17 protein-coding genes are annotated in these 18,152 nt (G+C 71.7%); 6 read left to right on the top strand and 11 right to left on the bottom strand.

The window, feature by feature from the left end; translation table 11 throughout:
• Positions 1-34: 34 nt before the first annotated feature.
• From ACQF4J_RS08140 to ACQF4J_RS08110, 7 genes are all read right to left on the bottom strand, one after another.
• Positions 35-388 carry a carboxymuconolactone decarboxylase gene (locus ACQF4J_RS08140; RefSeq protein ID WP_351572804.1) on the bottom strand — a complete coding sequence of 118 codons (354 nt, stop codon included), beginning with the start codon at positions 386-388 and terminating at the stop codon, positions 35-37.
• Between the two features lie 22 nt (positions 389-410).
• Positions 411-770, bottom strand: a complete 360-nt coding sequence (locus tag ACQF4J_RS08135) for a helix-turn-helix domain-containing protein (RefSeq protein ID WP_351801995.1) — start codon at positions 768-770, stop codon at positions 411-413.
• 198 nt (positions 771-968) lie between these two features.
• Complete coding sequence (locus ACQF4J_RS08130) at positions 969-1,415, bottom strand: type II toxin-antitoxin system PemK/MazF family toxin (protein WP_142145021.1); 447 nt, start codon at positions 1,413-1,415, stop codon at positions 969-971.
• An 87-nt stretch (positions 1,416-1,502) separates the two neighbouring features.
• Positions 1,503-1,697, bottom strand: a complete 195-nt coding sequence (locus tag ACQF4J_RS08125; RefSeq protein ID WP_351572799.1) for a hypothetical protein — start codon at positions 1,695-1,697, stop codon at positions 1,503-1,505.
• 192 nt (positions 1,698-1,889) lie between these two features.
• Positions 1,890-3,374 (bottom strand): flotillin family protein, encoded by a 1,485-nt coding sequence (locus ACQF4J_RS08120; RefSeq protein WP_427165368.1) that lies wholly within the window; start codon positions 3,372-3,374, stop codon positions 1,890-1,892.
• Between the two features lie 158 nt (positions 3,375-3,532).
• Positions 3,533-3,760 (bottom strand): hypothetical protein, encoded by a 228-nt coding sequence (locus ACQF4J_RS08115; protein ID WP_427165366.1) that lies wholly within the window; start codon positions 3,758-3,760, stop codon positions 3,533-3,535.
• Positions 3,761-3,785: 25 nt separating this feature from the next.
• The gene (locus ACQF4J_RS08110) at positions 3,786-5,210 is read right to left on the bottom strand and encodes an amidase (protein WP_351572790.1); all 1,425 of its coding nucleotides are present in this window, start codon (positions 5,208-5,210) and stop codon (positions 3,786-3,788) included.
• A gap of 245 nt (positions 5,211-5,455) precedes the next feature.
• Here ACQF4J_RS08110 and ACQF4J_RS08105 point away from each other — a divergent pair, with 245 nt between their 5' ends.
• Both ACQF4J_RS08105 and ACQF4J_RS08100 read left to right on the top strand, forming a co-directional pair.
• Positions 5,456-6,844 (top strand): AbfB domain-containing protein, encoded by a 1,389-nt coding sequence (locus ACQF4J_RS08105; protein WP_427165364.1) that lies wholly within the window; start codon positions 5,456-5,458, stop codon positions 6,842-6,844.
• A gap of 30 nt (positions 6,845-6,874) precedes the next feature.
• Positions 6,875-7,321: an HIT family protein gene (locus ACQF4J_RS08100; RefSeq protein ID WP_351572787.1), complete on the top strand. Its 447-nt coding sequence runs from the start codon at positions 6,875-6,877 to the stop codon at positions 7,319-7,321.
• Between the two features lie 14 nt (positions 7,322-7,335).
• Here ACQF4J_RS08100 and ACQF4J_RS08095 read toward each other — a convergent pair whose 3' ends face one another.
• Positions 7,336-7,758 (bottom strand): hypothetical protein, encoded by a 423-nt coding sequence (locus ACQF4J_RS08095; RefSeq protein WP_427165361.1) that lies wholly within the window; start codon positions 7,756-7,758, stop codon positions 7,336-7,338.
• 160 nt (positions 7,759-7,918) lie between these two features.
• On the opposite strand from ACQF4J_RS08095, the gene ACQF4J_RS08090 reads away from it, so the two are divergent.
• Positions 7,919-8,959, top strand: a complete 1,041-nt coding sequence (locus tag ACQF4J_RS08090; protein ID WP_427165359.1) for an alpha/beta fold hydrolase — start codon at positions 7,919-7,921, stop codon at positions 8,957-8,959.
• Between the two features lie 472 nt (positions 8,960-9,431).
• Positions 9,432-12,056 (top strand): LamG-like jellyroll fold domain-containing protein, encoded by a 2,625-nt coding sequence (locus tag ACQF4J_RS08085; RefSeq protein ID WP_427165357.1) that lies wholly within the window; start codon positions 9,432-9,434, stop codon positions 12,054-12,056.
• Positions 12,057-12,068: 12 nt separating this feature from the next.
• Here ACQF4J_RS08085 and ACQF4J_RS08080 read toward each other — a convergent pair whose 3' ends face one another.
• The 3 genes from ACQF4J_RS08080 to ACQF4J_RS08070 are packed head-to-tail and all read right to left on the bottom strand — an operon-like array spanning position 12,069 to position 15,313.
• Positions 12,069-13,091 (bottom strand): TolB-like translocation protein, encoded by a 1,023-nt coding sequence (locus tag ACQF4J_RS08080; protein ID WP_351572775.1) that lies wholly within the window; start codon positions 13,089-13,091, stop codon positions 12,069-12,071.
• 32 nt (positions 13,092-13,123) lie between these two features.
• Positions 13,124-14,431, bottom strand: coding sequence for an MFS transporter (locus ACQF4J_RS08075; protein WP_351572772.1), 1,308 nt, complete (start codon positions 14,429-14,431; stop codon positions 13,124-13,126).
• 30 nt (positions 14,432-14,461) lie between these two features.
• The gene (locus tag ACQF4J_RS08070) at positions 14,462-15,313 is read right to left on the bottom strand and encodes a glycosyltransferase (protein ID WP_351572769.1); all 852 of its coding nucleotides are present in this window, start codon (positions 15,311-15,313) and stop codon (positions 14,462-14,464) included.
• Positions 15,314-15,631: 318 nt separating this feature from the next.
• Between ACQF4J_RS08070 and ACQF4J_RS08065 the strand changes: the two genes are divergently transcribed.
• Positions 15,632-17,038, top strand: a complete 1,407-nt coding sequence (locus tag ACQF4J_RS08065; protein ID WP_351572766.1) for a sugar transferase — start codon at positions 15,632-15,634, stop codon at positions 17,036-17,038.
• A gap of 38 nt (positions 17,039-17,076) precedes the next feature.
• On the top strand, positions 17,077-18,126 hold the full coding sequence (locus tag ACQF4J_RS08060) for a Gfo/Idh/MocA family protein (protein ID WP_427165350.1): 1,050 nt from the start codon (positions 17,077-17,079) through the stop codon (positions 18,124-18,126).
• Positions 18,127-18,152: the final 26 nt, after the last annotated feature.

Raw genomic sequence — 18,152 nt, 5'->3', positions numbered from 1 at the left:
CCTCACAGCCGAAAGCCGCCGTGACGGCCGCCGGTCAGCTCTTACGGCTCTCCGCCTCGGCCTGGGCGATGGCCTCCGCCTCGGTGTCGGCCAGCGCGATCGCGACGCCGAAGGCCTGGGCGATGTGACCCGCGGCCGACATGACGCGTGCCGTGCCCACGACGGGAGCGATGGCGACCAGCAGGTCCTGCAGCTGCTCCACCGTGAAGTCGGCCTTGATCGCGGGGTCGATGTGCGCCAGGTAGGAGATCGCGGGCGCGTCCATGGCGACGAGTGCCGAGATCCGGGCGAGGATCAGCGAGCGTGGTTCCATGTGGCATCGCTCGACGGAGTCGAGGGTCATGGCCGTGAGGGTGTCGAGTACGGGAGTGTCGGGTGCAGCGGTCATCGCGCACCGCCTTCCTGTGTTGTCAGGACCGTGCCGGTTCACGCTTCGGGGCGGCCGACGCGGCATCTTCGAGTGCGGAGTCGGCGAAGGAGAGCCGGAGGGTCACGGTGACGTGCGACGTCTCCGGTGCACCGTCGGCGTGCCAGGTCAGCAGGCCCGCGTCCGAAAGGCGGCGCAGGGCCGTGCTGACATGCGTCGGCTGCACCCCCAGCGCGTGGGCCGCCGGACGGAGCGGGAAGCTGACCGTGTCGGCCTCCCGGACGGGCTCCACGTCGGCCACCAGATCCACCAGGAACGCCGCCAGCAGTCCGCCCCCGGGTACGCTCCGGGCCCTCGTCGCCCAGTTGAGTGCCCAGTGCCCGGACATCTGTGCCGTGTACATCCGGCCTCCCTCTCCGCCCGACGGAAGCTCAGGCGAAGAGCGGGTCGCGCGGGCGATCAGCTCCTGGGCCGAACCTCTGAACAGCAGAATCCACGGGATGGCGAGCGCCTCAATCACCCGAAGCGGGTGAAAAGTTCCGGGTGACGTCGGGCCGTCGGCGAGGGGGAGTCCAGCCGGCCCGCGGGGTGGCGGAGTCGCTCAGCTCCAGCCGTAGCGCTCGTGCAGGCGGTGGCGGACCAGGTTGAACCGGCCCCGGTCCAGGGCGCACGCCTCCCGGCGCATCCCGTCCTCGTGCAGCCTCAGCACCCGGTCCACGGAGATCCAGGAGTCGCGGCCCGACCGGTCCCACGGCCCGTTGCCGATCGCCACCCACTCCCGGTCGTCGTCGTGCCGCTTGCTGGACAGCTGCACGGCGAGCAGGGTGCCGGCGGCCTCGCGGGCGACCACCAGGACCGGACGGTCCTTGCCTCGGCCGTCGTTCTCCTCGAACGGCACCCAGGTCCACACGATCTCGCCCGGGTCGGGGTCGCCGTCGTGTGCGGGGGAGTACTCGGTGCGCACCGGGCCGACCTGGCGGGGGTCGGCCTCGGTGGTGGCGGTGGGGCCGAAACGGCCCGGGACGTTCTCATCGGTAAACGCAGTCACGCAGGCACCTTAGTGGTCGCTTCCGCGGGTCTTTCGGGGCGGACCCGGGAGTCGCGACGTTCAGGGCGGCGAGCGCCGTACGACCCGTCAGTCCGCGGAGTCCGACGCCTGTTCGGCCAGCCGGTCGAGCAGCTCCCTGGCCGCGCTGTCCGCGCCGGTGCCGGTCTGCCGGCCGAGTCCCTCGTCGGCGAGCTCGGAAGCCTTCTCCGTTCCCTCCCCGAGGGCTTCGGGTCCGGGGATGTCCTCCGCCTCGTCCTCGGGGTTCTTCGCCGACTCGGACACGGGGCCTCCTCAGGGTGCGTGCGGGTCCGTGCACAGGGGGATGCTCCCCGCTCCCCGCCGCACCGGGCCAGGGGGCGCTTGAAGCACACGGGAGCACGACAGAGCCCGGGGGCTCACGAAACCGAGGCCCCCGGGCGTACTGTCCGGACGGACGCGCGTCCCCGCAGCGCCCGCTTTCTCCGGCGCTGCGGACTACCCTTCCCGGTCCATCGGCACCTTCTGCGACGGCGGCGTGACCCCGTTCAGGGAGGGCGAAGTCCCGTTCGGCGTCTGCCCGTTCTGGTTCATCGACGCCAGCAGCTGGCGAGCGAGACCGAGGCCGGCGCCGCCCATGGTGAGCGCCTTCGTGAACATGTCCGTCATGCCGTCGGCGCCGTTGAGCAGCACCATGTTGTCGACGCTGCCGAAGGCGGACGCGCCGGCCCGCACGATCTCCGGCCAGTTCTCGGCGAGTTGCTGGGCGACGACCGCCTCCTGGTTCTCGGCGAGCGCGGCCGCCCGTGCCTTGATGGCCTCCGCCTCGGCGAGCCCCTTGGCCTTGGTCGCCTCGGCCTCCGCCAGGCCCCTCGCCTGCGCGGCCGCCGCCTCGGCCTCACCGGTGTTCCGCGTCGCGGCAGCCGAGGCGGCACCGCGGGCCTTGGTGGCCTCCGCCTCGGCACCCGCGGCCGTCTTGACCCTGGTCGCCTCGGCCGCCGCCGCGAGCTCCGTCTCCTTGGCCTTGGCCTGCGCCGCCGAGATCCGCGCGTCACGCTCGGCCTCGGCCAGCGTCCGCTTCTCGTAGGCCTGGGCGTCGGCCGGCTTGCGGACGTCCGCCTGCAACTGCTGCTCGCGCCGGTGCGCCTCCAGCTCGGCGACCCGCGTCTCCTGTACGACGACCTCCTGCCGCGCCGCCGCGTCCGCGAGGGGACCGGCCTGACGGGACTTCGCCGCCGCCTTGTCACGCTCGGCCTGATAGCCGGCCTGCAGGATCTCGCTGTCCCGGGTGGCCTCGGCCATCCGCGCGTACGACTGCTGCTCCGCCTCGGTGGCCAGCCGGTTCGCCTCCGCCTGCGCGATGCGCGCGTCCCGCTGGACGGCCGCCGCGTGCGGGGCGGCCAGGTTCTGGATGTACCCGGTCGGGTCCTCGATCTCGTGGATCTGCAGCGAGTCCACGATCAGCCCGAGCTTCTCCATCTCCGTGCCGCAGGCCGCCCGGGTCTGCGCGGTCAGCTTCTCCCGGTCACGGATCATGTCCTCCACCGTCAACCCGCCGACGATGGAACGCAGATGACCGGCGAAGACGTTGTGCACCCGCTCGGCCATCAGCTTCTGCTGGTCGAGGAACCGGCGGGAGGCGTTCGCGATCGACACGAAGTCGTCGCCCACCTTGAAGATGACCACGCCCCGCACCTTGAGCGGAATGCCCTGGTGCGTCACGCAGTCCACGTGCAGTTCTGTCTCGTTCAGGTCGAGCGAGAGCTTGCGCACCGCCTGCACCCCGGGCAGCACCAGCGTGCCGCGCCCGGTGACGATACGGAATCCCATGCCCTCCTCGAGGCCCTCGGTGCGGTGCTTGGAACCGGAGATGACGAGCGCCTCGTTCGGCTCGGCGACCCGCCACATCATCTTGAACAGACCGATCAGAACGAGAATGGCGAGGACCACCACTCCCGCAACGACGCCGACGATCATCGGCATACGCCCCCTTTGAATGGTGCCCTCTCGGCACCGAACGAAGGGAGTGTGCTCCTGCGGGAGGCCGGGGTGAAGACGTCGGCGAATCCTTGCCGCAATCTTGACGCGCGGCCCCTAAAGAGCCTCTCACCTGCGCGGAAGCGGGCTCACCTGTCGATGCGTCAGACGGTTTGGCCGTCGTACGCCTCGGTGACGTAGACCGTCCTCGGCGGCAGGTACTCCACCACCGTCACCACCGTGCCCCGCTCGATCCGGGCCGTCCCCGGGGCCGGGTGGGCGAGGAAGTGCTCGGCGCCGCCGCGCACCCGGACGATCACCTCGCCGACGAGCCCGGGCCCGACCGTCCCGGTGACCCGCCCTATGAGCCCGACCATCGACACGTCGTCCATGGTCACAGGGTACGACCGAACCGGCTCACACCGCCGGGGAGTTCGCGGCGAGGGGCTGCGGCGGCCACGCCTCGTGCCAGCGCAGCTCCGCCTCCAGCTGCGCGGCCAGCGAGATCAGCAGCGGTTCGCTGCCCGCGGGTCCCAGGAGCTGGGCGCCGACGGGCAGTCCGTCGCCGACGAACCCGGCGGGCACGTTGACGCCCGGCCAGCCCAGCACGTTCCACGGCCAGGCGTAGGGGCAGGCGGCGATCATCGCCCGGTCGGTGGCGAATCCGCCGAGCGACAGCATCGCCCCGACGCGCGGCGGGGGAGCGGCGGTCGTGGGCGCGAGGATGACGTCGTACGACTCGAGGAATCCGCCGATACGACGGTGCAGCACCGCTTCCGCCCGGCGCGCCGCCCGCAACGGTGCCCCGCCGAGCAGCCGTCCGAGCCGGGCGGCATCACGGGTGCGCCGGTCCAGGAGGGCGGGAAAGGGGGCCTCGACGACGCGTTCGGCGATACCGGCGGTGGCCCGGGGTACGAAGGTGAGGCCGATCTGGCCGTACGGCGGATCGGCCTCCTCCACGAAGTGGCCCAACCGGCTCATTCTCTCGGCGAGTTCGACGACCTTCGCGCGGACCTCCGGCCGCAGGCGCGCGGGCACCGCGGTGAACGGCGGCTTGAGCGACAGGGCGACGCGCAGGCGGCCGGGATCGCGGCCGACGGCCTCGGACGCCCGGATGGCGGGCGGCCGGTGCGGATCGAGCTCGTGGTTGCCGCTCGCGGCGTCGAGGAGGAGCGCCGCGTCCGCGACCGTCCGGGCGAGCGTGCCGTTGACGGTGATCCCCTGGAAGGACTCGCCACGCGGCCAGGTGGAGATGCGGCCGCGCTGGGGCTTGATGCCGACGAGGTGGGTCCAGGCGGCGGGGATGCGCACGGATCCGGCGCCGTCGGAGCCCAGGGCGGCGGGCACCAGTCCGGCGGCGACCGCGGCGGCCGACCCGCCGGACGAACCGCCCGGAGTGTGCCCGGTGTTCCACGGGTTGCGGGTCGCCCCGAACGCGGGTCCCTCGGTGAACGGCCACTGCCCGAACTCACACGTGTTGGTCTTGCCGACGATCACTGCCCCGGCCGCCCGCAACCGTCGTACGGCCTCGCCGTCCCGCGCGACGGGCGGGAACTCCCCGGCACAGCCGAACGCGGTCGGCAGACCGGCGACGTCCATGTCGTCCTTGACGGCGACCGGTACGCCGAGCAGCGGCCTGCGCACTCCGGCCGCCAACTCCTCGTCGGCTGCGTCGGCTTCGGCGAGCGCGGCGTTCGCCCGCACGATCCGGAAGGCGTTGAGCGAACCCTGTGTGGCCTCGATGCGGGCCAGCGCCCGCTCCACCAGTTCCCGTGAGGTCACCTTCCCCTCGGCCAGCGCTCGGGCGGACTCCGCCAGGCCTGCGGCACGGTCGAGCGTCATACGGGACACCTCCGGAAGCGGGTTGTCTACTGAACGGTAACGTGTGTCGGCCCCCCTTGGTGCGGCATGTCGAACGTCCCTGGCCCGAGCGTCGACCGAACGGCGGCACATGCTTCGCACAGGTGCCGTCGAGCCCCGCTGAAAGCATTGACGTGCTCACGTCTCACCCTTACCTTCTGACCGACTTGCCGAACCATGTTCGAAATCCCGCATCCCATGGTTCCGGCTGGACCAAGGAGCCGCACGTGAGCACACGACCCCCCGCCCCGTCCCGCCGCGCCCTCCTGCGCGCGATGGCCGCCCTGCCCGCCTCGGCGCTCGTCCTGGGCGAACTCCCCGGCCTGCTCGGAACGGCGGCCGCCGCCGCACCCGCGAGTGGCTCGGCCACCCGCTACACCATCGTGCCGTTCCTCAACAGCGACGACGGCACGGTGAACGTCTACGAGTCCGACGACGCCACCGACTTCCGGCTCGTGCGGTCCTCCGCCTACACCCCGCCGGCCAACCGCATCCGCGACGCGAGCGTCTTCAAGCACACCGACGGCTACTACTACCTGACGTACACCACGCACACCTGGCAGGACGTCAGCACCACGATCGGCTTCGCGCGCAGCTCCGACCGCGCCGCCTGGACCTTCCTGTACGACTACACGGTGCCGATCACCAATCTGTCCCGGGCATGGGCGCCGGAGTGGTTCGTCGACGGCGACGGCAGCGTGAACGTCATCGTGTCCTGCTCGACGACCGACAACGAGTGGATCTTCACGCCGTACGTCATGAAGGCGACCGACTCCGCGCTGACCGCCTGGACTTCACCGACGGCACTGTCCGGCATCGGCGCCAACCACATCGACACCTACATCGTGCGGATCGGCGGGACCTACCACGCGTTCACCAAGAACGAGACGGCCAAGTACATCGAGTACGGCACGGCGTCCAGCCTCACCGGCCCCTACACGATCTCGAAGACCGGCGACTGGGCGGGCTGGGGCAGCTACCGCGAGGGCCCGTCGGTCGTCCAGCTCGACAACGGCGCCTGGCGGATCTTCTTCGACGGCTACGGAGACGGCAACTACTACTACAGCGACAGCTCCGACACGTTCGCGACCTGGACCGCTCCCAGGGCACTGCCGGTCATCTCCGGAACCGCACGCCACTTCACGGTCATCAAGGAGACCGTCTCCGGCGGAGTGGCCCTGCCGACGAACGTCTCGCGCTCGTTCCGGTCCGCCAACTACACGACCCGGTACTGGCAGGAGCAGTCGTCCCTGCTGAACCTCCCGGTGGTGACCGGCTCCAGCACGACCGCGGCCAAGCAGGCGTCGTCCTTCACGGTCGTCCCCGGCCTGGCCGACCCGGGCGCCTTCTCCTTCCGTGACGCGTCCGGCAACTACCTGCGTCACTACGACTTCCGGGGCCGCTTCGACGCGAACGACGGCACGTCGACGTTCGCCAAGGACGCGACGTTCGTCGCCAGGACCGGATCGGCGACCGGCTCGGTCAGATTCGAGTCGTACAACTACCCCGGCTACTACCTGCGGCACTACAACTACCAGCTGCGGGTCGACGCCACCGACGGCACGGCCCTCTTCCGGCAGGACAGCTCCTTTGTGCCGGTGAGTGCCTGGGCCTGAGCGCGGCGTGCCGGGGCATATCGTCGACCCATGACAGTGGATCACTCCGCGGACGACTGCGTCTTCTGCGAGATCGTCGCCGGGGCCGCACCGGCAAGGGTCGTCGACGAGAGCGCGCAGACCCTGACGTTCCTGCCGGTGAACCCGGCGCACGCGGGGCATGTGCTGGTCGTGCCCCGGCACCATGTCGCGGACATCTGGGAGCTCGACGGCCCCACGGCGGCGGCCGTCGGCTCGGCGGTGCTCCGGGCGGCCCACGCCGTGCGGGCGGCGCACCGCCCCGAGGGGCTGAACGTCATCCAGTCGTCGGGGGCGGTGGCCACGCAGTCGGTGCCTCACCTGCACGTGCACGTCGTCCCGCGCTACCAGGGCGACCGGATGCCGCGGCTGTGGCCCGAGAAGGGCGAGGAGGACCAGGACCTGCTCGACGACTCGGCGCGACGGCTGCGTGCCGCTTTCGTCACGCGGCGCCCCTGAGGGTGCGGTCCCGGTCAGAGCACGAAGAGCAGCGCGAACGCCTGAGCGATGGCGAGGCCCCCGTAGAAGAAGGCCAGGGTGGGGGAGCCGGCCGCTTTCATGACCCCCGCCTTCTCCCGGCCGGGCGTCACGTCCAGGGCGAACGGCTCCACCTCGGTCCCGGGGCGGCGCACCCGGTCGTACAGCCGTCGGAACAGCCGCTCCTGGTAGAGGAAGTAGCCGTCCAGGAGCCAGAAGGCGAGGATGGGGACGAAGCTCACCAGCGCGACGGATTTCCTGCCGTTCCCGGTCGCGTAGGCGAGCAGCGCGCCGGTGACGGTCAGTGCCCAGCCCTTGATCAGGAACGAGTTGTTGCCCATCCGGGCCACGATCACCTGGATCAGCTCCAGGTGCTTGATCCGGCCCTCGCTCAGCTCCGGGTCGTTCCCCGCGGACATCCGCCCCCCTGGCAACTCGTCTGCCGCACAGCTTAGTTGTCCGCGCCGGGGCTGGAGCTACTTCCGTGGGTGTATGTGCGTACACGCCTGTGGGTGGATGATCTCGGCCCCGAGCCGGGCGATCCTGTGACCGGAGAGACCGGGCAGAATGGAAACTCACGTGGATGCCGACCCCGAGGCCGGGCCGATCGAGCCCCCGCAGGCGGATGCCGACGCCGACGCCGCACCCCGTGCGATCCCGCGGCGCGGGCGGTGGATGCGGCGCGCTGTCCTCGTCCTTTCGGTGCTGCTGATGGTCGTCACCGCGGCTTCCCTCACCTACAACGCGTTCACCGCGGGACGTGCCGCGCCGCCCGCCGGGCTGCGGTACGTCCAGGCGGCCGACATCCGCACCCGTTACCGGGAATGGGGTACGACCGGCTCACCCGTCGTGCTCGTCCACGGCGCCTTCGAGCAGGTGGACACCTGGTCCCGGCTCGCACCGCTGCTCGCGCGCGACCACCGGGTCTACGCGCTGGATCTGACCGGGGACGGCTACAGCCGGCGCCGCGGCCCCTACACCGTCGACCACTTCACCCGGCAGCTCCTGGGCTTCCTGAGCGCCATGCACCTCGGCGGGCCCGGTGAGCGTCCCCTGCTGGTGGGTCATTCGAGCGGGGCCGCGGTCGTCACGGAGGCGGCACTGCGCGCCCCGGGACGGATCGGGAGCGTGATGCTGCTCGACGGGGACGCCCTGGACACCGGCGCCGGACCGCCTTCCGTACTCAAGTACCTCTTGATCGACCCCTACCGCACCAGCCTGCTGCGTCTCGGTCTGAGCACCGACCGGCTGATCCGCTCCGTGTACGACGCCCAGTGCGGGCCGGCCTGCCCGCGCCTGGACGCCGCCGGAGTGGACGAGTGGCGGCGGCCGCTGCGGATGCCGGGCGCCGAGGCGGCCCTGTGGGACATGCTCGGCGAGGGCGTGCCCGGTCTTCCGGCGAGACGGGTCGCCCGGCTCGCCGCTGTCCGCATCCCCAAGTCCGTGGTGTTCGGCGCGCAGGACGACGTGTTCAGCGAGCAGACCCCGCGACAGACCGCGCGGCGCATCGGCGCACCGCCGCCCACCCTGGTGCCCGGTGCCCGCCACCTCACGATGATCTCCAGCCCCCACGAGGTCGCGGCCGCCGTGGAATCCCTGGCCCGGGCCGGCGCGCGCTGACCTGCCGGAGCGCGGTTCACGCGGTGGCGGGTGGACGGGTCGGGATCGCGTCGGTTTCGGCGAGGGTCTCCTCGTCGAGGGCGATGGCGCCCACTTGATGGAGGCGCTGCGGGCGGGCTTCGCCGCCGGACGCATCGCGCCCCCTCGCGGGAGCGGGTCACCGCCACGATCGCCGGGTTCCTCCAGCGAGGCGCCGCGCAGGGCACGCTCCGCGCGGACGTCGACGCCGCGGACGTCACGACGATGCTCGTCGCGTCTTCTTCGCCATCACGTCCAACTCCCCCCAGGAGCAGACCGATCGCCTGCTCGACCTCGTCTGCGACGCCCTCGCGCCGCGGGGCGGCCGAAACCCGTAAAGCATTGCCGTACGAGGGGTGTTGACGGTCCGAGCGAACACCTTAAGATCCCTGCTGCTCGAAGTACCGACCGCTGTACGAAATGTCGAACGGTCTGTCACCAAGGAATGAGCCGCATGCCTTCAGAAGCCGGAGTGCCCCGCAGAACCGTCCTCACCGTCCTGGGGGCCGCGTCCGCCGCATCCCTCGCCGGGACGTTCGCCGCCGCCCCCGCCGGGGCCGCCGAACTCACCGGCACCACCGCGAGCGCCGCGACCGCGGACCTCCCCGCCGCTGCCGCCCACTGGACCTTCGACGAGGGTTCCGGCACCTCGGCCGCCGACTCGTCGGGCAACGGCCGCACCGCGACCCTCCAGGGCGCCGCCGGCTGGGACGCCGGCAAGGTCGGCGCCCACAGCCTGGGCCTCACCGCGGGCGGCAACGCCACCGCGTCCGGGCCGGCCCTCGACACCTCCAAGGCGTTCTCGGTGGGCGTCTGGGTCAATCTCGCCCAACTCGGCGGCTACCAGACCGCCGTGAGCGTCGACGGCAAGGTCGTCAGCTCCTTCTACCTGGGGCTGCGGGACGACACCGGCACCTTCGCCTTCGCCCGGCTGAACTCGGACGCCACCCAGAACGCCGCCGTCGCGGCCGCCGCCTCGGCGCCCACCACCGGCACCTGGACCCACCTGACCGGCGTCAGCGACCCGGCGGCCGGCGTCATCCGCCTCTACGTCGACGGCGTGCTGGAGGGGGAGACCGCCTACACCGCGGGCTGGGCCGGCAGCGGCGACACCGCCGTCGGACGCGCCCTCTACGGCGGCGGCCACGTCGACCAGTGGCACGGCCTGATCGACGACGTGCACATGTTCCCGGCCGCCCTGACCTCCGAGCAGGTCGCGGCGCTGGCCGGAGTGCCCGTGGGGAACACGACGCCGCTGCTGAGCGTGGACGTCGGCACCCCCGCGCACGCCGTGTCCCCGATCCTGCCCGGGCTGATGTTCGAGGACATCAACCACTCCGGCGAGGGAGGCATCTACGCCGAACTCGTGCAGAACCGCTCGATGATGGCCGACGACAGCACGCCCGTCCACTGGTCCGCGGTCGGGGGCACCGCCCTCTCGCTGGACACCACCACCCCGCTCAACGCCGCGCTCGACCGCTCCCTGAAGGTCGTACTGCCGAACGGGACGGGCGCCGGAAGCCGCGCCGGCGTCGCCAACGACGGCTTCTGGGGCATACCCGTGCGGCCCCGCACCACCTACACCGCCCGGCTGTTCGCCAAGGCCTCGCGGCGCATCGGCGCGCTCACCGTGGCCATCGAGTCGGCGGACGGCGCGACGGTGTACGCCTCCGCCCACGTGCCGCACATCGGCACCGCCTTCCCCGGCCGCCCCTTCGAACTGACCCTGCGCACCGGGCCGGGCGCGCCCGTGACGGGTGACGCGAGGCTGACCGTCACCACGGCCGACCCCGCCGCCGCGGGCGAGACGCTGTGGCTGCAGCACGTGTCCCTCTTCCCGCCGACCTACCGCAACCGGCCCAACGGCCTGCGCATCGACCTGATGGAGAAACTGGTCGCCCTGAAGCCGAAGTTCCTGCGCTTCCCCGGCGGGAACTTCCTCGAGGGCAACACCATCGCCACCCGGTTCGACTGGAAGAACACCATCGGCCCGGCCTGGGAGCGCCCCGGCCACATGGACGACGCCTGGGGCTACTGGTCCACGGACGGCCTCGGCCTCCTCGAGTACCTGCAGTGGACCGAGGACCTGCGCGCGCAGCCGGTCCTCGCCGTCTTCGCCGGCTACTCGCTCAGGGGCGAGCACGTCACCGGCGCCGCGCTCGAGCCGTTCGTCCAGGACGCGCTGGACGAGATCGAGTACGTCACCGGCCCGGTCACCAGCAAGTGGGGCGCGCGCCGGGCGGCGGACGGCCACCCGGAGCCGTTCCCGCTGGAGTTCGTGGAGATCGGCAACGAGGACTGGTTCGACACCTCGGGGTCGTACGACGAGCGGTTCGCGGCCTTCCACGACGCGATCAAGGCGAAGTACCCGCAGCTGAAGCTGATCGCCACGACGACCGTGAAGAGCCGCACGCCGGACCTGATCGACGAGCACTACTACCTCGCGCCGTCCGCCGCCCAGGCCTCCACCCACAAGTACGACAACCGGGACCGCGGTTCGACGAAGGTGTTCGTCGGGGAGTGGGCGGCGCAGGAGGGCCGGCCCACGCCCGACCTCAACGCGGCGCTCGGCGACGCCGCCTGGCTGGCCGGACTGATCCGCAACTCCGACCAGGTCCTCATGGAGTGCTACGCGCCGCTCTTCTCGCACGTCAAGAACAACGTGTGGGCCACCAACCTGATCGCCTACGACAACCTCGACAGCTATGTGTCGCCCAGCTACTGGGCGCAGCAGATGCTGACGGGCAGGCTCGGCAAGACGGTGCTGCCGGCCACCGCGCGGGCGCTGCCGGGCCTCGCCACCGTGGCCACCCGCTCCGGCGACCGCCTCTACCTCGCGGTCGTCAACTCCGGTACGCAGAAGCTGAATGTGCCGGTGGAACTGAAGGGTCTGGTCAAGGGAGTCCGGAGCCGGGCCACCGCCACGGTCCTCACGGGCGCCTCGCGCACGGCCACCAACACACTGACCGCCCCCGACACGTTGGTGCCGAGGACGAGCACGGTCACCGGCGCGGCGCCGTCCTTCACCAGCGTCGTGCCGCCGCTCTCGGTGACCGTCCTGGAACTCCGCCTGACCTGATCGCTGCCAGGGCTAGAGGGGTGCGGGGGAGGAGGCTCCGGCGATCAGGAGGTGGGGAGTTCCCTTGCCGTTCGCGGGGACGCTCCACAGGTCGCTGGTGCCGACCTTCCCGTCCGTGGGAAGGGCGTAGGCGACGGTATGGTCGTCGAGCCAGGTGGCCTGGTCGTCGACGCTGTGGCGCTCGGCCAGCGGTGTCTCCTCGAGCGTCTTGAGGTCGAGGACGTACTCGTGCCACAGGTCGGTCCGCGACAGGATCCGCTTCTTGAAGGCGACGCGGGTCTCGTCGGGGGAGAGCGAGGGGCACTCGACGTTCTCGACCAGCGTCGTGACCGTCCGCCGGGAGAGCGAACCCCGCACCAGATACGTCTTGTTGGCGGTGTTGAGGGTGGCGTAGAAGGTGTCGTCGTCGGAGGAGAAGGTGACGCCCCAGAAGTTGATGTCCGAGGCGTGGTAGGGCTTGCCGTCCTTGACGACGGAGAACGTCTCCAGGCTCGGGGTCAGCTTCATGGTGCGGGTGTCCAGGACCGAGGTGCGGGTGGAGAAGAACGCCGAGGAGTAGGACTCGCCGGAGACGAACACGGTCCAGGCGACGAAGCGGCCGCTGGGCGAGACCCGGGCCCGGCTGGGTGTGCCGGCGAGCGCGAAGGTGTGCCGGGTGCGCAGGTTCGCGTCGAGCAGCAGGGCGCGGTTGCTCTGCTTGAGGACGCCGGTGGTGGACTGGAGGCAGACGCCCGTGCCGGCCGCGGCGTAGAAGCGCGCGCACTTCAGGTCCGAGGCGGTGCGCCGGCCCTTCGGATCGGCGGACGCGACGGAGGCGACCGCCGTCCGGTGCGGGCCGGCGGCGCCGTTGACGAAGACCAGCCGCTCTTTCTGACGGAGCGTCAACTTCCCGTCGTCCACGGCGGGTCCGCCCGCCTGTGGCCGGTTCTGGCGGTCCGCGCGGGCGGCGGCGTGCAGCACCACGCCGGTGCCCACGCCCGCGAGCACCAGGACCGCCGCGACGAGTACGAGCAGGCGGCGGCGCATCGATGTCATGTGGATCCCCGTGGTTCGGTTCGCTGAGGTGGTCATCGGGTCTCGTCGGCCGGTCGCAGCACCATGCCCGCGACGGTCGCGCAGCACAGCAGCCCGGCCGCCGAGCCGGCCAGGGCCGGGCCGGGTCCCCACATAGTCCAGGCGGCGCCGAAGGCGAGGGAGCAGCAGAATCGGGCCAGCGCCTGGCTGGTGCCGACGATGGCCAGGCCGCTGGCGCGCAGATGGTCGGGCACGACGCCGGCGAGGGCGGCCGGGAGCACGCCGTCCGTGGCCGCGTAGAAGGTGCCGTGCAGGGCGAGGACCAGGAAGGGAAGGGCCGGCGTGGCCGGGGCCCAGAGCAGCAGGGCGTAACCGGTGAGCAGGACCGCGTGCCCGGCGAGGAACACGGTACGGCGCCCGATCCGGTCGGCCAGGGAGCCGACGGGCACGGCCAGCAGCAGGAAGACGGCGGCGGTGCCGAGCGGCAGCAGCGGGAACCACTGCTCGGCGATGCCCGCACGCCGTTGCAGCAGCAGGTAGACGAACGCGTCGCTGACGGTGGTCAGGCCGAGCAGTGCCGCGCACCCGGCGAGCGCCCGCAGCCGGGGCAGGCGCAGCAGCGCCAACGCCTCACGGACCCGGACGGGTTGCCTGCCGTCGGCCGCGGAACCCTCGTCCGCGGCGGTCGCCCCCGCATCCGATGCTCCCGGGGTGCCCGGCGCCCGCCGCCTGCCCGGCACGAACAGCACCAGTACCAGTACGCCGAGCACGGCGACGCACGCGCTCACGCCGAACACGGCGTCGTAGCCGTCGGCCGCCGCGCGCAGGATGAGGAAGGCCGTGAGCGGGCCGAGCAGCGCGCCGGTGGTGTCCATCGCCCGGTGTACGCCGAAGGCCCGGCCCTGCCGCTCGGCGGGCGTGGACAGGGAGATCATCGCGTCGCGCGGAGCGGTGCGCAGGCCCTTGCCGGTCCGGTCCAGGGCGAGGACCGTGCCGAGCGCGCCGACACTGCTCGCGAGCAGCAGCAGCGGCTTGCACAGCGCGGACAGCCCGTATCCGAGCCCCGCCATCAGCTTGTGGTTCCGCACCCGGTCGGCGAGGTGTCCGCCGGTGAGCTGGACCAGCGCGCTGACGCCGTTGTAGACGCCGTCGAGGGTGCCGAAGCCGAGCGGGCTGAAGCCGAGCGTGGTGACGAGGTACAGCGGCAGGACGGCGGTGACCATCTCCGAGGAGATGTCGGTGATCAGGCTGACCGTGCCCAGGACGAGGACGACCGGGGCGACACCGGTCACCGGTCCGCGTCTTCGGCCCCGGTCGGCGGCGCCCGCCGGCGCGGGCGCGGAGCGATCGGTGAGGTACAAGTGGTGGCTCCCGGTACGACGGTCGTGCGATCAGTTCTGCCGGCTGCTCTCGTCCCGCAGCCAGGTGCCGAAGTCCTGTGCGCGGATGGCCTTTCGGGACCCCCTCCGGGCGGCGAGCGCCGCCGCGACGAAGACCACGACGCTCGGGAGCAGTCCCGGTTTCTCACGGACGATGGCTCTCAGGTCCGCCTTGCTGGTGCGCGCCGAGGCCTCCTGCGGTCCTTGATGCTGTTCGACCTGGGCGGTGGAGACCGCCGCCCGGATGCGCCGTCTGATCAGATCCGGCCAAGTGCGCGGCGGCCGGACGACGACGCCGGCGTCGTCGACCACCCGCCGCTCCCGCGCGGTGAACGCCAGGGAGGCCGCCAGGTCGTCCGCCATCAGCGGCGGCAGCGCGACGATCCGCGCGTGCCCGGTCTTGGAGACGGCGATGACGCCCCGGCCGAACAGCCCCTCGCGCACGGCGGGCAGCCGCTGCCACACCCGGTAGTAGGCGCGCACCCGCCAGGCACAGCCGGCGAGTGGAATGCGCCGCTGCGGGGCGGTGGCCAGGATGCCCGAGGCCTCGTCCGCCAGGGGCTCGGTCAGCGTCCGCACGTCGGCGCCGGTGATCACGACGTCGGCGTCCACGTAGACGCGCGGGAAGCCGCGCGCGTGGTCGTCACCCGCGCGCAGGGCGGCGTGCTTGGACGGCACGGGGATCTCCACCACCCGCACGCGTGGGCCCCGGGCCGCCGCGACGCTCGCGGTGTCGTCCGTGCAGCCGTTGCACACGACCACGATGTCCGGGTCGTCGTCGGAGGAGGAATCGGCCAACAGTGCGTCGAGGAGTCTTCCGATGACAGGCGCCTCATTGTGGGCCGGGATCACGATGCTCGTCACGCGGGCAGTATGCCGCCGGTGTCACTATTGCGACATGTGTTTCGTCCAACTGTTCCCGACACTGCGCCGCGTGGTCTAGATTGATGGCGGCCGGACCGGTTTGGGTGGGGAACTTGTTCTTGACTGCATGTCACGGTACGGCTGAGTGGCAAGTTCTGATCAATCAGTAGCCAGCATGCTGGGTGCATGAGGCGGTTGGGGAACCGCCGAAGCTCCCATCGCTTTCCAGCGCCCTCTCGTCGAGGGCGCTTCGGTCAGGGGTACCGCGCATGTGGTGGGGGGCGCATGACCATTGAGGTCACGCATGAGCAAGTTGGTGTGGAACACAGACGTCCACCAGCTCGCCGAAGACGTTGGGAACAGAAGTACCGGATTCTTCTCCTGGCCGCGGACGGCTTCGCAGCCGCAGCCGCGGCCTTCCTGGTCCACGCGGCCTACGGCCGGTGGGCGGTCGCCCTGGTGCTGCCGCCGACCTGGATCGTGGCCATGCTCGCCCACCGGTCCTACGACCGCGGCGTGCTCGGCCTGGGCGTCGAGGAGTACCGACGGGTGCTCCGCGGGGCCGTCGCGCTGCCGGCGCTGGCCGCCGTCGCGTACGGGCTGTTCAGGCACGATGCGGGGCTCCTCCATGACATGATCATGGCGGCTGGGCCGGCTGCCGTGATCGCCCTCGCGGTCCGGTACTGGCTGCGCCGCCGACTGCACCGGCGCTGGGCGCGCAGCCCCGACGCAAGCGCGACGCTCCTGGTCGGACCGGCTCACGGGGTCGCCGAGCTGATCGCCGTACTGCGGCGCGGCGGCACCCCGCGGCTCCAGGCGGCCGGAGTCTGCCTGACCGACCCGGAGAACGCCTCGCAGGTCCGCAGGCTGGGGGTGCCCGCGCTCGGCGGTGTCGGCGACATGAACGACGTCGTGCGCGCCCTGGGCATCAGCACCGTGGTGGTGCTGCCCGCCCCCGAGCTCGACGCCTCCGTCCTGCGCCGGATCTCCTGGACCGCGGCCGTGCAGGGCGTCGACTTCCTCCTCGCCCCCGTGCTGACCGACGTGTCCGCCGCCCGCCTCGCCGTGCGGCCCACCAACGGGGTGCCGCTGGTGCGGGTCAAGCCCCCGAACCTCTCGCGGGTCTCCCGGCTGCCCAAGGAACTGCTGGATCGTTCCCTCGCGGCGGCGCTGCTGCTGTTCCTCGCCCTGCCCATGCTGCTGATCGCCCTGGTCGTCCGGCTGGACAGCCCCGGCCCCGCGCTCTTCCGGCAACAGCGGGTCGGCAGGTACGGCGACCACTTCACCATGTTCAAGTTCCGCACGATGCGCTCCGACTCCGAGGCCCTGCGCGCGGAACTGGAGCACCTCAACCAGAACAGCGACGGCCTGCTGTTCAAGGTGAAGAAGGACCCCCGGATCACCCGGGTCGGCTCCTTCCTGCGCCACAGCTCGATCGACGAACTCCCGCAGCTCATCAACGTCGTGCGGGGCCAGATGTCGCTCGTCGGCCCCCGCCCGCCGCTGCCCGAGGAGGTCGAGGAGTACACCTCGGACATCAAACGCCGACTGCTGGTCAAGCCCGGCCTCACCGGGCTGTGGCAGGTCAGCGGCCGCTCCGACCTGCCCTGGGACGAGGCCGTCCGGCTCGATCTCGGATACGTGGACAACTGGTCGATGGGCCTGGACCTGTCGATCCTGGCGCGCACCGGGTCCGCGGTGGTGCGGGGAACGGGGGCCTACTGATGGACCGCCCACTGAAGGACCACAGGAAGAGGAAGACAGTGACGCAGGAGCCGTTGGGGGTCGCCGTCGTCGGCGCCGGCTACTGGGGCCCCAACCTCGTACGCAACTTCCAGGCCAGCGAGCGGTTCCGGCTGCGGTGGCTGTGCGACCTCGACGTCGAGCGGGCCCGGCGGGTCCTCGGCGGCTACTCCACGGTCGAGGCCACCGCGGACTACGCGGCCGTCCTCGCCGACCCCGACGTGGCCGCCGTCGCCGTGGCCACGCCCGCCGGCACCCATCTCGACATCGCCCTGGCCGCCCTGCGCGCCGGCAAGCACGTCCTCGTGGAGAAGCCGCTCGCGGCGACCTACGCCGACGGGGTGCGTCTGGTGACCGAGGCTGAGGAACGCGGTCTGACCCTGATGTGCGACCACACCTACTGCTACACGCCCGCGGTGGGCCGTATCCGCGAGATGGTCCGCGCCGGCGACCTCGGCGAGATCCACTTCGTCGACTCGGTCCGCATCAACCTCGGGCTCGTGCAGAAGGACATCGACGTCCTGTGGGACCTGGCCCCGCACGACCTGTCCATCCTGGACTTCATCCTCCCCGCGGGCGTCGAGCCGGTCGCCGTCGCCGCGCACGGCGCCGACCCGATCGGCGCCGGGCAGGCCTGTGTCGCCTATCTGACGCTCACGCTCAGCACCGGCGCCATCGCCCACGTGCACGTCAACTGGCTCTCCCCGACCAAGGTGCGCACCACCATGGTGGGCGGCTCCAAGCGCACCCTGCTCTGGGACGACCTCAACCCCCTGCAGCGGGTGGCCGTCTACGACCGCGGCGTGGAGATGGCCGCACCGCAGGAGATCGGCGCGGACGAGCGCCGGGAGATGCTCGTCTCGTACCGCTCCGGCGACATGGTCGCGCCCGCGATCGGCGAGAAGGAAGCGCTGCGCAGCATGGTCGACGAGTTCGGCGACGCCATCAGGGCGGGCCGGGCGCCGCTCACCGACGGCCGGGCGGGCCTGAGGGTGCTGGACATTCTCGAGGCGGCGTCCCGGAGCCTCGAGTTCAAGGGCGCGGTCGTCGGCCTGCGCGCCGGGCGTTGACAGATCCGAAATCGCTGAGAGGTAAC

Origin of the sequence: Streptomyces sp. C1-1, assembly GCF_050214755.1 — a bacterium.
Taxonomy (GTDB): domain Bacteria; phylum Actinomycetota; class Actinomycetes; order Streptomycetales; family Streptomycetaceae; genus Streptomyces.
Note: the sequence above shows the minus strand (reverse complement) of the source record. Positions and strands in the feature narration are given on the sequence as shown.

What these genes read in the sequence shown, in the direction of transcription:
- ACQF4J_RS08100 (WP_351572787.1), top strand. Translation starts at nt 6,875, where the DNA reads ATGACAGTGGATCACTCCGCGGACGACTGCGTCTTCTGCGAGATCGTC.
- ACQF4J_RS08080 (WP_351572775.1), bottom strand. Translation starts at nt 13,091, where the DNA reads ATGACATCGATGCGCCGCCGCCTGCTCGTACTCGTCGCGGCGGTCCTG.
- ACQF4J_RS08110 (WP_351572790.1), bottom strand. Translation starts at nt 5,210, where the DNA reads ATGACGCTCGACCGTGCCGCAGGCCTGGCGGAGTCCGCCCGAGCGCTG.
- ACQF4J_RS08095 (WP_427165361.1), bottom strand. Translation starts at nt 7,758, where the DNA reads ATGTCCGCGGGGAACGACCCGGAGCTGAGCGAGGGCCGGATCAAGCAC.
- ACQF4J_RS08085 (WP_427165357.1), top strand. Translation starts at nt 9,432, where the DNA reads ATGCCTTCAGAAGCCGGAGTGCCCCGCAGAACCGTCCTCACCGTCCTG.
- ACQF4J_RS08140 (WP_351572804.1), bottom strand. Translation starts at nt 388, where the DNA reads ATGACCGCTGCACCCGACACTCCCGTACTCGACACCCTCACGGCCATG.
- ACQF4J_RS08135 (WP_351801995.1), bottom strand. Translation starts at nt 770, where the DNA reads ATGTACACGGCACAGATGTCCGGGCACTGGGCACTCAACTGGGCGACG.
- ACQF4J_RS08115 (WP_427165366.1), bottom strand. Translation starts at nt 3,760, where the DNA reads ATGGACGACGTGTCGATGGTCGGGCTCATAGGGCGGGTCACCGGGACG.
- ACQF4J_RS08120 (WP_427165368.1), bottom strand. Translation starts at nt 3,374, where the DNA reads ATGCCGATGATCGTCGGCGTCGTTGCGGGAGTGGTGGTCCTCGCCATT.